At 64.0% G+C, this 13,012-nt stretch carries 12 protein-coding genes; 2 read left to right on the forward strand and 10 right to left on the reverse strand.

All coding sequences use genetic code 11. The features are described 5' to 3' along the window. Window positions 1-366: 366 nt before the first annotated feature. The gene (locus BMF89_RS12970) at window positions 367-1,053 is read right to left on the reverse strand and encodes an IclR family transcriptional regulator (RefSeq protein WP_366214892.1); all 687 of its coding nucleotides are present in this window, start codon (window positions 1,051-1,053) and stop codon (window positions 367-369) included. Between the two features lie 242 nt (window positions 1,054-1,295). Between BMF89_RS12970 and BMF89_RS12975 the strand changes: the two genes are divergently transcribed. Both BMF89_RS12975 and BMF89_RS12980 read left to right on the forward strand, forming a co-directional pair. Next, window positions 1,296-2,495: an allantoate amidohydrolase gene (locus BMF89_RS12975; protein WP_078107521.1), complete on the forward strand. Its 1,200-nt coding sequence runs from the start codon at window positions 1,296-1,298 to the stop codon at window positions 2,493-2,495. Then, window positions 2,492-3,847, forward strand: a complete 1,356-nt coding sequence (locus tag BMF89_RS12980; RefSeq protein WP_078107522.1) for a formimidoylglutamate deiminase — start codon at window positions 2,492-2,494, stop codon at window positions 3,845-3,847. The genes BMF89_RS12975 and BMF89_RS12980 overlap by 4 nt, the downstream gene beginning before the upstream one ends. Before the next feature lie 187 nt (window positions 3,848-4,034). On the opposite strand, the gene BMF89_RS12985 is transcribed toward BMF89_RS12980, so the two are convergent. The 9 genes from BMF89_RS12985 to BMF89_RS13025 form a co-directional block, all read right to left on the reverse strand. Then, window positions 4,035-4,925 (reverse strand): carbohydrate ABC transporter permease, encoded by an 891-nt coding sequence (locus tag BMF89_RS12985; RefSeq protein WP_078107523.1) that lies wholly within the window; start codon window positions 4,923-4,925, stop codon window positions 4,035-4,037. An 11-nt stretch (window positions 4,926-4,936) separates the two neighbouring features. Next, window positions 4,937-5,893: a sugar ABC transporter permease gene (locus BMF89_RS12990; RefSeq protein ID WP_078107524.1), complete on the reverse strand. Its 957-nt coding sequence runs from the start codon at window positions 5,891-5,893 to the stop codon at window positions 4,937-4,939. A gap of 31 nt (window positions 5,894-5,924) precedes the next feature. Next, entirely contained in the window at window positions 5,925-6,887 is a 963-nt protein-coding gene (locus BMF89_RS12995) for a phosphodiesterase (RefSeq protein ID WP_078107525.1), read from the reverse strand. Between the two features lie 44 nt (window positions 6,888-6,931). Next, window positions 6,932-7,732 carry a tyrosine-protein phosphatase gene (locus BMF89_RS13000; RefSeq protein ID WP_171983486.1) on the reverse strand — a complete coding sequence of 267 codons (801 nt, stop codon included), beginning with the start codon at window positions 7,730-7,732 and terminating at the stop codon, window positions 6,932-6,934. A gap of 44 nt (window positions 7,733-7,776) precedes the next feature. Next, window positions 7,777-9,132, reverse strand: a complete 1,356-nt coding sequence (locus BMF89_RS13005) for an extracellular solute-binding protein (protein ID WP_139359650.1) — start codon at window positions 9,130-9,132, stop codon at window positions 7,777-7,779. Between the two features lie 67 nt (window positions 9,133-9,199). Next, on the reverse strand, window positions 9,200-10,351 hold the full coding sequence (locus BMF89_RS13010) for an ABC transporter ATP-binding protein (protein ID WP_078107552.1): 1,152 nt from the start codon (window positions 10,349-10,351) through the stop codon (window positions 9,200-9,202). Between the two features lie 160 nt (window positions 10,352-10,511). Next, window positions 10,512-11,402 (reverse strand): MurR/RpiR family transcriptional regulator, encoded by an 891-nt coding sequence (locus tag BMF89_RS13015; protein ID WP_078107528.1) that lies wholly within the window; start codon window positions 11,400-11,402, stop codon window positions 10,512-10,514. 92 nt (window positions 11,403-11,494) lie between these two features. Next, on the reverse strand, window positions 11,495-11,968 hold the full coding sequence (locus BMF89_RS13020) for an ATP-binding protein (protein ID WP_078107529.1): 474 nt from the start codon (window positions 11,966-11,968) through the stop codon (window positions 11,495-11,497). A gap of 130 nt (window positions 11,969-12,098) precedes the next feature. Then, window positions 12,099-12,938: an alpha/beta hydrolase gene (locus BMF89_RS13025; protein WP_078107530.1), complete on the reverse strand. Its 840-nt coding sequence runs from the start codon at window positions 12,936-12,938 to the stop codon at window positions 12,099-12,101. Between the last annotated feature and the right edge of the window lie 74 nt (window positions 12,939-13,012).

Consider the following 13,012-nt stretch of genomic DNA (forward strand, 5'->3'; position numbering starts at 1 on the left):
GCCAATGCGCCGAAAGCGGCGAATAGCAGGGGGCGTAACACATAAATGCCACGGCGCCCCAGAGACCTGGCCAAACACTCCACCTCCCCAGTGCGGTGTTTGGAAACTAAGGTACGCCGGTCGTCGTCGGCAGTCCATAGCTAAGCATGCTTAGTTCCCGAATTCGAGAAGCAACAGGGATCCTGGATCCTCGCCGGGTCACCGCTGCCTTCCACGAGGCCGCGCAACACCCCGGCCATCTCGGTGACTGCGGGGCAAGGCTGCGTCAATGGCCGACGTCGGCTGGTCATCGAGGTAGATGGTACCGCTGGTGGGCTCGATGAGGCGGTTGATCCGGGTACGCCTTGGTGACATTTTCAAACTTGATCATTTCTGTTCCATGCTTTCCTGGGGCACTTCATGGTCTCCGGAGGGTTCCACGAGGATGTTGTCCGCCACCCTCGCCAGTTCCTCGCCAAATGTCTGCGCCTTCGCTTCGCCCAAGCGGTAGCTCGGTGCGACGATGCTGAGGGCTGCCACGGTCCGGCCGCCGATCACGATGGGTGCGGCGACGGCCGTGATGTCGTCTTCTACGCCGCTTCGCACGATGGCGAAGCCGCGGCCGTTCTGCCCGCCGGTCAGGACCTTCCCGGCGGCGGATCCTTCCAACGGAATGCTCCTGCCGACCCAACTGGTGTGCCGGACAGAGTGCGTACCTTCGACGATGGCAATGTAGATACCGGTTTCCCCAGGACCGGGAATACTCAAATAGCAGGACTCGCCCGTTTCAGCCACCAACCGCTTCATGTGTGGCGTGCAGAGCGATACGAGGGACTCCTGTCCCAACGCGAGGGCTCCCAACTGGATCACGCGGGCGCCGGGACGGAAGTTTCCACCCGGATCCCGCTTCACGAATCCGCTGCCTTCCAAGGTGCGGAGGAGACGGAGTGCGGTGCTGGCCGACAAGTCAACAACACGTGCGGCGTCGCTCAGGCTGATGGAGCCATCGGTGCAGACCGCGCTCAGGAGGGCCAAAGCCCTTTCGACCGTCCGTGTGGAGGAATCTGCTGCCACTGCTTGGCCTGCTTTCAAGTGGTCTGAATCACCATGTCTTGCCACTAAGTAAAAATGAACTTTCATCGGATGGCAATAGATTTTCGGAAATTGTCTGAGATTCCGGGATTTGAGACATTCTGTCGCGCCAGGGCGTATCGGTGGTGTTTCGGGCCCGTTAATTGTCGTGATTCTGCGTCGGAGCCCTTGTCATGGGGTGGCATCTGGTTTTTACTTGGTGGCAGACATAATCGGAGGAACACGTGAATACCGTCAATCAGCTCCTTGACTCAATCAAGGACGTGGGCCGCGATGCGGTGCGCGGGGGATACTCGAGGGCCGTCTACTCGACGCCCGAGCTCGACCTCAGGCACTGGTTCATCGAACAAGCCCAGCACCGCGGCCTCGAGGTCGAGACCGACCGCAACGGCATCATCTGGGCCTGGTGGGGAAAGCCCCAGGACGGCGCGCTCGTCACAGGAAGCCACCTCGATTCCGTCCCGGGAGGAGGGGCCTTTGACGGGCCGCTTGGCGTCGCGTCCGCACTCGCCGCCGTCGATGTCCTCGTTTCCCGCGGTCTTGAGCCTGGGCGTTCCCTGGCCATCACCGTCTTCCCGGAAGAGGAAGGATCCCGCTTTGGCGTGGCCTGCCTGGGTTCGCGACTATTGACTGGCGCCATCGACGTCGACAAGGCGCTGAACCTGCGCGACATCGACGGCAACACTTTCGCCGACGTCGCCCGAAGCAACGGCCTGGATCCCCGGCACGTCGGACCCGATCCGGAGGCCATGGCGCGAATCGGCGACTTCGTTGAACTGCATGTGGAACAGGGAAAGGGACTGGGCCAAGGCGGGCCGGCCATCGCCGTCGGAAGCTCCATCCTGGGCCATGGCCGCTGGAAACTGAGCGTCAGTGGCCAAGGCAACCACGCCGGGACGACCCTCATGACCGATCGCGCCGACCCGATGGTTGCGGCCGCGCAGATCGTCGTTGCCGTCCGCGACACGGCGGCGAGGCAGCCGGATGCGCGGGCCACCGTGGGGCGCTTGACCCCGGTTCCCGGCGGCACCAACGTGATTGCCTCGCGCGTCGATCTCTGGCTCGACGCCCGGCATCCAGACGACGCCGTGACCGCACAACTGATCGAATCGATATACCGCGCAGCCCGGGAAATCGCGGCGGGCGAGGGATGCACCGTTAGCCTCACCGAGGAGTCCTACAGCGACACCGTGCACTTCGATCCCGAGCTGAGCCGACGCATCGGCGAGCTCCTGCCGGGAGCGCCCGTGCTCGCGACCGGCGCCGGGCACGACGCCGGAGTCTTGGCTGGACATGTCCCCTCGGCGATGCTTTTCGTGCGCAACCCGAGCGGAATCTCGCATTCCCCGGAAGAATACGTGGCTGACGAGGACGCCTCAGCCGGCGCCGTCGCCCTCGCCGACGTTCTGGAGGGACTCTTGTGAGCGGGTTCTGGTGCGAAACCGCCTTGGTAAACGTCGACGGCGGGAGCGACGGCGGTGCGGTTGTCGCCTCCGGTGTTCGGCTGGGAGTGCACAACGGCCGCATCTCCGGGATCTCGACCGGCGTCGGGCCCGAAACGGGTGACCGGATATTGAACGGTGTGGTCTTCCCCGCGGCGGCAAACGCCCATTCGCATGCTTTTCACCGGATCCTGCGTGGACGGACCCATGACGGGCGCGGTGACTTCTGGGTTTGGCGGGAGCAAATGTACAGGAGCGCTGCGGAACTGACACCGGAGAAATACGAGAAGCTCGCCACGGCGGTCTTCGCCGAAATGGTGGTCTCGGGTTTCAGCAGCGTGGCCGAGTTCCACTACGTGCACCACCAGCCCGACGGAACGCCGTACCCGGAACGGCACGCGATGGAACTGGCGTTGGCAAGGGCAGCCGTTGCGGCCGGGATCCGACTGACATTGCTGGACACCCTATACCTCGCAGGAGGCATCGGGACGCCGCTCAGCCCGGAACAGGCACGGTTCGGCGACGCTGATGCGCAGGCCTGGTTGGACCGGCTCGGCTCACTGCGCGCCGAGGTAGCGCAGAGCTTCCCGGCGGACATGGTGGGCGCGGGGGCAGCCCTGCATTCCGTCCGCGGAGTGCCCGAAGAAGCGCTCAAGACCGTCGCGCGGCAACTGCCTGCGGACATTTCGCTCCACATCCACCTCAGCGAACAACCGGCCGAGAACGATGCCTGCCTGCAGGCCTACGGCGTCACCCCCGCTGGGCTTCTTGCCCGGCACGGCCTGCTGTCCCGGCGGCTCTCCGCCGTCCACGCGACCCACCTGACGCCGGACGACGTCCAGCTCCTCGGGGACGCGGGAGCCACCGTGGTGATGTGTCCGAGCACTGAGGCCGATCTTGCCGATGGCATCGGGCCGGCACGCGAATTGTCCGACGCCGGAGCGACCATCGCGCTGGGAACGGACCAGCACGCGGTGATCGATCCCTGGATTGAAATGCGCACTTTGGAACACGGAGAACGCCTCGGCTCCGGCCAACGGGGCAGGTTCTCCCCCCAGGAACTGCTGCGCGCCGCCACCATCGGTGCAACAGCTTCCATGGCCACACCCATAGCGTCGGCGCTGGAGGTAGGTGCAGTGTGCGACCTCATGGCCGTGGCCCCGGACTCGGCGCGAACGGCTGGTTCCATGCCGCAACAGTTCGCGTTCAGCGCGACCGCGAGTGACGTCACCGCCGTCGTGGTTGCCGGGGAGCTGGTGGCCTCCAACGGCGTCCACGTTCGGCTGGGTTCTCCGGGGAGCCTGCTCACCGAGGCGCTGAAGGAGTTCTCCTAGGCCGATTCCTCAGCCCTGGAGCAGTTGGGGAGGCGTCACGTTGCTGCCGCCGGGACGCCCGCGCACCTTTGTGGCCGTTTTTCGAATCCCTCGCTCACCTCTAGTGAGCGAGGGATTCCGAAATTTGCCCTGTATGTGAGCGCGCGTCGGCGGAAACGGCGACATATGTGAGCGAGCGTTCGGCGGGTTACTTCAACCCCGAGCGGACGAAGGCATCCACCACGTATCGCTGCAGGAAGATGTAGATCAGGAAGATCGGCAGGCACGCGAGCGAGGACGCTGCCATGATGGCGCCCCAGTTGTTGCCTTCGGCGCCCAGGAAGCCGCGGATGCCCACCTGGATGAGGGCGTCGGACTTCTGCATGATCAGTGATGGCCACAAGTATTCGTTCCAGGCGCTGATGAACAGCATGATGCCAAGGGCCGCAAGTGCTGGGCGGAGGTTCGGGACCACCACTTCCCACAGGGTCCGCCAGGACGACCTGCCGTCCATCTGGCCGGCATCCAGGAGGTCCCTCGGGAAGGCTTCGAGGTGCTGGCGCAGCATCATCACCGCGAATGCCGAACACAACTGCGGAATGACGACGCCGGTGATGGTGTTGAGCAGGCCCATCTGGGACACGAGCAAGTAGTTGGGAATCATGGTGACCTGGAAAGGCACCAGCCACGACCCCACGAACAACAGGTACAAGGCCTTCTTGCCGACAAAGTCCCAACGCGCGAAGCCGTAGGACGCCAGGATCGCCACGAGCAATTGGGACACGGCCAACGTCAGCGCCATGCCGAAGGTGTTCGCAAGCATGCCTGCGATCGGGATGGTCTTCAGGACGTACTGGAAATTCTCCAGGCTCAGCGGTCCCGGCAGCGGGTTGGTGGACAGGGCGTCCGACGGCGGCCGGAAAGCCGTGACGAACATCCAGTAGATGGGGAAGATTGAGACGATCGCCAAGGCGATGAGGAGAATGTGGCTTGGTAATGACCGTAACGAGGAGAACGGCCCTGAAACTTTGGTCGGCACTGGAAGGGCAACATCCGAGGAACCAGGCTGGGCCGGCGGGGCGATGGTGATGAAGGCCATGATGGTTCTTTCTAGTTGTCGTAGAAGCTGAGTCGCTCCGAGAGTTCCACGAAGACCAGGGCAATCAGCCCGAATCCGAGGAAGAAGAGCGTGCCCGCGGCGGAGGACAGGCCGGCGTCGAAGTTCCTGAAGCCGAACTGGTAGAGCAGGTAGTAGATGTTGGTGGATGAATTGCCCGGCCCGCCCTGTGTCACGAGGTCGATGATGGGATATGTCCACTGCGCGGACAGCAGGATGGTCATGAGCGAGAGGAACACCAGGCTCGGCGAAAGCAAAGGGATGATGATCCGCCACGTGATCTGCCTGCCGCTCGCGCCGTCGATCGACGCGGCTGCTGCATAGTCCGGACTGATGCCCGCCAGCCCGGCCGAAACCACCAGCACGCCGAAGCCGAGCATCTGCCACCCCACGATCACGATCACCGCCATCATCGAGCTGTCGGGATCCCGGAACACGTTGCCCATCGGCGCGCCCAGGGCGGCGGCGATCGCGGGAATCGTTCCGCCTTCCGGTGCGAACAGCCATCGCCAAACGGCACTGCTGGCCACGGGTGTGATCAGGAAGGGAACGAAGATCAGGGCCTGGTAAGCCGTGCGGGCCTTGCCTTGGACCTTGCGCGAGAGCAGCGCGAACACGAGCGGCAAGGCAACCGAAATACCCAGGAACGCCAGGATGTACACGCCGGTGTTGAGCAATGCTTGGTGCAGTTCGGGCAGGCTCAGGACCTTCGCGTATTTCTGTACGTCAACGTATTGCTTGGGCTTGGTGGGGATCAGGTTCCAGTCGTTGAAGGAGAGGTTGACGGTCTGTCCCAGCGGCCAGTAGGTCCAGACGAGAAGCAGGACCACGGCGGGCAGGATGTAGAGGTAGGGGCTCACGGCGCGGCGCTTGGGACACCGATTGACCGGGAGCCCCGCCAGGCCGGCAGGGGCAACGCCCGTTGCCGGCCCGGCGGTCTCGATGAACATGCTTGCGGTTTCCTTCCGGTGCTGTGGCTGGTTAGCGAACGCTTTCGGCGAGCTCGCCGTCGGCGGGTTCACCAGTGTTGGAGGGCTCGACGTCGGACTCCTCGCCGGGTGCGGTCATCGCTGCGGTGGCCTCTTCGAGGGTCATCTTCTCGAAAGCGGCCATCTGCTCAGCCGTGACGGAGTACACCGTGGAGAACTCGCCGATCGGCACGACGGAGCTGAGCATCTTGTCCTGGTAGAGGTGGATCAGGTTGAACGCTTGTGCTCCGTTCTGGCCGCGCATGGACTTCGGAGCGACGTTCAGGTCCTGCGTGTAGCACGTGGCCGAAGCAACGGTGACGGGAGCGCCGCCGAAGGTGCTGAAGGTGGAGTAGTGCAGGTGGCCAGCCAGGATGCCACGGACGTCGGTGCCTTCGATGACCTTCTCGAAGCGGCTCTGCTCGCGGAGTTCGAACATGGCCATCATCTCCAGCGGGCTGGGGACGGGCGGGTGGTGCAGGGCGATGAGGGTGCCGTGCGGGGCCGGGGTAGCGAGGACATCGGCTAGCCAGGCGAGCTGTTCGTCCGAGATTTCACCGTGGTGCTTGCCGGGAACCGTGGAGTCCAGGGCGATGATGCGCAGGCCGTTGACGTCGTGGACCATGTCCACGGATTCCTCGCCGGCGTCGGAGTCGAGGAGGCCCGAGCGGAAGGCGGTACGGGCGTCGTGGTTGCCCATGACCCAGATGATCCTGGCGCCGAGTTCCTCGGCGACGGGCTCCACGATGTTGCGGAGGCGGACGTAGGCGTCGGGACGGCCGGTGTCGGCGAGGTCGCCGGTGAACACCAGTGCTTCGGGCTTGACCTGGGCCTTGACGAAGTCGCGGAACAGTTGGCGGAGGTTCTCGTCGCTGTCCACGCTGCCGTGCAGGAGGTCGTTATCGGCCACGAAGTGGGTGTCGCTGATGTGCAGGATGAAGTGCTCGGGGGCGGGGTGCTGGAGTTCAGTGCTCATGGTCTTGTCTCCTTGTAGTTATCTGCAGTGGGTAGCGGCGGTTCTTAGCGGGTGGAGCTGGTGGTCAGGATGTCCTGGAGCCGTTCGAGGTCGGCGTCGCTGAAATCGTGCGCCCGGAGCAGGCCGGCGGCGCTGCCGTAGGTTTGGTCTACGAGGTCCAGCGTGGTTTCCAGGACGGTGGCGGGGCTCGCGGAGATGATTTCCCGGAGTTCCCCGCCGATGCCCGAAAGGCCCGGGTGGCTGGAGGCTGCGGCCATCATGGCCTCGCTCCATTCGCCGCGCAGGTTCTCCTCGCTGGCTACGTAGTCCAGGATCACCTGTTCGCGGTCCACTCCTGCTGCCAGGAGGGCCAGGGCAATGACGACGCCGGTGCGGTCCTTGCCCGCGGTGCAGTGGACCAGCACGGGTTCCGTCCCGGAGTCGGCAATGAGGCGGACGGCGTCGGCAAGGCGCTGCGCGTGGCTACGGACCATGAGCCGGTAGATGTCCAGCAGGGTGGTGATCTCCGCAGTACCCGGGACGTTACCTTCTTCGAAAATCGGGTTGTGCCTGGTGTCGACGCCGAGTCCGTCGAGTTTGCTGGGCGACTTCTCCAACTCGGTTGCGTCACGCAGGTCGATGACCAGGCGGATGCCGAGCTCGGAGAATTGGCGGCGTCCGGCGTCGGTCAGTCCGTGTAGCGCGTCCGAGCGGTACAGCTTCCCGTCACGGATGGTCCGCACGACGGCGGCATCGCCCGCCGCGGCGGCGGGATAGCCGGCCGTGCTCCGGAAGTTGTAGGTGCCCTCCACGGGGTAGGGGCGGTTGCGGGTTCCGAAGACTGCGTCCTCGGCAGTGGTTGTCACAGCTGGTGTCCTTCCGGATGGGGCAGGAAAATGGATCGGGGAGCTTAGGGGATCAGGTCCTGGGCGCGCTTCTGGGCGTCGGCCATGGTGGCTTTCGGGTCCTTGCCGTAGTAGACGACGTTCTCCACGGCTTTGCCCAGGATGTCGTCGATCTGCACATAACTGTTTCCCGGGTAGGAAACCCACGGCTGCAGGCGGTCAAGCTGGGCGAGGTTCGGAGCCAGGAGCGGGTTCTTCTGGGCCCAGTCATAGAGCGATCCGCCCGGAGCAGTCAGCGAGGTGCGCAGCGGCAGGTAGCCGATCTTGGTGGAGATCTGCTCGTAGGCGTGGTCGCTGGTCATGAACTTGATCAATTCCCAGCCGGCGCGCTGCTTCGCGGGATCCTGCGACAGGACGAACAAGGCCGATCCCGAGTTTGTGGGCACGGCTGGTTTGCTTCCGAAGGAGGGCATGCCGGCGGCCTTGAGCTGCCAGCCACCCTTCGTGGCGGCCGACATGAATGATCCCTGCAGTGCCGAGGTGGTGAGGATGAAGGCGGTGTCGCCCTTCGCGAGGCCTTCGGACTGGGCGCTGCTGTCGGCATTGCGCAGTACGCCGTCCTTCGTCAGTTGTGCGAGCTTCGTGACGGTGTCGACGGCCGCGTCCGAACCGAATCCGATGGTCTTGCGGTCATTGGAGAGGACCTGGGCCCCGTTCGACTTGAAGATGCCTTGCATGCACCAGTTGCCGCCGATGCTTGCGCACGAGATGTCCAGGGACGGCTTCCCGGACTTCGCGGAAACGGCCTTTGCGGCTGCCTCCACCTTGTCCCAGGTGCTCAGGTCCGGGTTGGTGATTCCGGCGTCGGCGAGCTTGGTGGCGTTGTAGAACAGGACAGGGGTGGAGAAGACGTAAGGAATTCCGTAGGTCTTGCCGTTCCAGTCGGCCAGGTGTTTGGCGTTGGGGTGGAAGGGGTGGGCCCCGCCGAGCGCGTCGTCGACCGCTTTCTGGCCGACCAGGTCGCTGATGGGCTGGGCGCCAAGCTGGGTGGCGGCGAAGTCCAGGGAATCGAATGTCAGCTGCGCGACGTCGGGCGCGTGCCCGGCGAGGAGCTGCGTCTGGACGCTGCTGACCGTGTTGGATCCGACGGCGCCGCCGCCCTGCGGCGCCTGGGCGGTGACGTGGATGTTCGGGTGGGCCTTTTCGAAGTCCGCTACCAAACCTTTGACGGTATCGGTCCAGACGCCGGCCTGGGCCAGGTTGTAGCTTTCGAAGGTGATGTTGACTTGCTGGTCTGCTGTGAGCTCCGGGATGATCTGGTTGCTCACGGTGCTGGCCTGCGAGGTGCCGGAACAGCCGGCGAGGGCCAATGCGGCGGTGCCGGCGGCGATGGTCAGTGCAATTGAACGGAGAGGGCGCACAATATTTCCTTGGTTGCTGGGATGGGTGGGTACTGCTGGTTCCGGTTGGCGCCGGAGCATGGGGGAGCTAGACCGATGCGGTGGGTTGGGCCGAGCTGGAACTAGAGGAATGCTTCGCGTCCGCCTGCCATTCGAGGCGCCGGCCGCTTGCCCGGTCAAAGAGGTGAAGCTTCTTCGCTTCGGCGCTGAGTACGACGGCGTTGCCCGGCTCCCAGCGCAAGCCCCGCGGGGCGCGGACAGCCACGCGGTTCGTTCCGACCCGGCAGTAGATGACTTGTTCGCTGCCGAGGTTTTCGGCCAGGTCAACGATGCCCCGAAGGGCTGCCCCGGAGCTTGGCGCGGCTGCTGCAGAGCCAGGTGCGTGGATGCTCAAGTGTTCCGGGCGGATCCCCACGACAACGTCCCGCCGGGGTGTTTCCCCGTCCCACAGCACTGCTTCCACGGACGGCGCCATGACAGTGATGGAGCCGTTGCTGGTGGAAAGTTCGGCATCGATCAGGTTCGTGGCGGGTGAGCCCAGGAAACCTGCGGCGAATACGGATGCCGGCTTGTCGTAGAGCTCTTCCGGGGTGCCGAGTTGCTCGAGCTGGCCACCGTTGAGCAATGCGATCCTGGTCGCCATGGTCATGGCTTCCACCTGGTCGTGTGTGACGTAGATGAACGTGGCACCGAGGCGCTTGTGCAGCCCGGCCAGCTCCTGCCGGGTTGCGGTGCGGAGCTTGGCATCCAGGCTGGATAGCGGTTCGTCCATGAGGAAGGCCTTGGGCTCCCGCACCAAGGCGCGTGCAACTGCGACTCGCTGGCGCTGACCGCCGGACAGTTCCTTGGGCTTGCGATCCAGGAGGTGGCCGATCTCCACCATTTCGGCCACGGCCTCCACGCGCTTCTTTACTTCCTGCTTGTCGGTGCGCCGCACATGAAGCGGGAAGGCCAGGTTTTTCGACACGCTGAGGTGCGGGTACAGGGCGTAGCTCTGGAACACCATGGCCAAGTCGCGCTTCTTGGACGGGGCGGTGGTGATGTCCGTTCCGTCCAGTTCGAGCGAGCCCGACGTCGGTTCCAGCAGGCCCGCGATCATGCGGAGCAGGGTGGTCTTGCCGCAACCGCTGGGGCCGAGCAGGACCAGGAAATCACCGTCTTCGACGGTGAGCGATACGTTCTTTACCGCCGACACGTTCTTGAATGAACGCGACAATTGGTTGAGCACAAGTCGGCCCACGAGCACCTCCGAGGAAACGATGTTTCCTAAATCGAATTATTTAGGAAACGTCTTACCCTTGAAGGGTGGGGCTCGCTTATTAACGGTCGGTGCGGAGTTGATGAACTCCCCGTGCGCGGACAGGAAACAGTTGAAACCGCTCGCGTTTCGCGCCAGAAAGCTATTCGGGGTTTTCCACCATGTGGAGGACTTCTTCGAACACGGCGGAGCGAGCGCGCTCAACTTCGGGGGAATCCGCAGTCACCGCGGCGTGCAGGGCGGACAGCACCAGCATCTGGACGATATTGCCAATGGGGAGCTGGTCGTTCCACGAATGGAATTCCGCCCCGGCCACGAGCGTGTGGGTCGAGAGAGCGGCGAGTTCGGATTTCGCGTAGCTGGTCACCCCGATCACCGTGGCCTTGCGCTCAGCCGCGATCCGCGCCGAACCAATCGTGAAGGAGTTCATACCGCTGTCACTCACGGCGATGCAGACGTCGCCCGTGGAGAGGAGCTTGGCGGAGATATGCTGCGAAACAATGTCGGACGGCGCCTCGCATTGCACGCCAGCGGACAGGAACCGCAGGGCAAGGGATTGGGCAGGAGCAAGCGACGCGCCGTTGGCCACTACCAACAGGCGTCCACCCTGGCGGATCGCCTTCACCGCGGCGTCGAATGCCTCGAAGTCCAAAGAACCCAAAGCTCCGCGGATGTCCTGGGACGCCCGGGAAAAGATCCCCGAGACCAAATGCTCGGAGGACCCGGGTTCACCGGTTGCCCCGGATTCTTCCTGCTGGATGCTGTCCCGTGCCGCCGCACCCAGATCACGCAGCAGGACTTGGCGCAAGTGCTGGAATCCGTCAAAGCCCATGCTCTTGCAGGCCCGAACGATCGTTGCCGGCGATGTCCCCGTCTGCGTGACCAGATCCGCCACCGACATCCTGGCCACGGTTTCGGGGGAATCAAGGCATAACTGCGCCACGCGCTGTTCGCTGCGGGCCAGCGACGGGAAAATCGACTTGATATGCGCGCGGGAACCGCCCAGGGGCGGTTCGGATTTGTACGGGGTCATTCGCCTTTCATACCAGATTCACTTGAATAGGGAACCAGCAGTTCCGAAACCGACGACGGCGGGTGCGCGCCGCCGTCGGGCATCGACGCCTATCAGTCGAGCGGCAGGGTGACGGTGATGCAGGTTCCGTTGCCTGGACTGGAGGCGACGGAGACCTCGCCGCCCACTTCGCTGACCGCGATGGACATGAGGCGGAGCCCGAATCCGTGGTGTGGACCGGCGGGTGTTGCCTGGCCGTCGAAGCCCGCGCCGTTGTCTGTGATTGTCAGCCGGATCCCGTGGTAGACCGCGGCGAGCCGGACGGTGACGTCGTGGGCATGCGCATACTTGAACGCATTGCTGAGCACTTCCTTGGCTGCGTGGTAGAGCAAGGACGCGGAGTCGGACGAGATTTCGACTCCATGGTGCGGCGTCTCCCAGTGGATTTCGGTCCCTTCCCGGCGGAGCGGTGTGGCCAAGCGGTCGATGCAGCCCGCGAGCCCCAAAGCGTGGAAGTCAACGGGTTGCTGATCGGTGATCACGCCGTTGATGGCGGTGACTTCGTCCAGGGCTGTTGTTGTCTTCATGGCCGGTCCTGCTCCCCTTGCAGCTTTGGTGCTTTCGCCGGCGAATGGGTTCCGCCTGGGCTTGCATTAAGACTGGACCCGAGGAGTTAAGGTTCCCGCGATATTCAGTTAGTTTCGTCCTAATTTCTTGTCAGGAATTTTCGAGGAAGCCAAGCAAGGCCTGGTTGACCTCGGCACCATGCGTCCACAGCAAGCCGTGCGGGGCGCCGTCGATCTCCACATATTTGGCGCCGGGGAGCGCTTCGGCGAACCTGCGGCCGGTGACGTCGATGGGGAGGATGTTGTCCGCGGTGCCGTGCACGATCAAGGCGGGCACGTCGATCTTGGGGATGTCGGCCCTGAAATCGGTGAGCCACGTGGGCTGCGCTGCCACCGAGGCGAAGGCGCCGGATTGGGCTGCCAGGTTCCAGCTGGCGGCGACTGCTTCGTGGCTCAAGCGGTGCGTTCCGAGGAAAGTGGAAGCGTTGTAGAAGTTGTTGAAGAATTCGGTGAAGAACGCGTAGCGGTCGGAAATGACGGCTTCGGAAAGTCCGTCGAACACGGATTGCGGGACGCCTCCGGGGTTGTCCGCGGTCTGCAGGAGGAACGGTTCCAGGGATGCCAGGAACACGGCCTTGGACACCCTGGCCGAGCCGTACGTGCCAAGGTAGCGGGCCACTTCTCCGGTCCCCATCGAGAAGCCCACGAGGACGGCGTCGTTGACGTCGAGGGTGTTCAACAGGGTGTTAAGGTCCGCCGCGAAGGTGTCGTAGTCGTAGCCCACGGTCGGCTTGCTGGACTTGCCGAAGCCGCGGCGATCGTAGGTGATGACCCTGTAGCCGGCGTTGAGCAGCGCGGCGGTCTGCTTCTCCCAGGACGAACCATCCAGCGGATAGCCGTGGATAAGGACCACTGCCTGGCCGGTCCCGTGGTCCTCGTAGTAGATCTCGATCCCGGTGCTGTTTTCATTTCCGACGGTGATGTAAGCCATGACTACGGTCCTTTCGTAGCGGATCTTGCCGAGTGTTTCCAGCCTACTGTCCGGGTACGACGGTGGCACACCCT

This window comes from Arthrobacter sp. SRS-W-1-2016, from assembly GCF_002009585.1.
GTDB classification, from domain to species: Bacteria; Actinomycetota; Actinomycetes; order Actinomycetales; family Micrococcaceae; genus Arthrobacter; species Arthrobacter bambusae_A.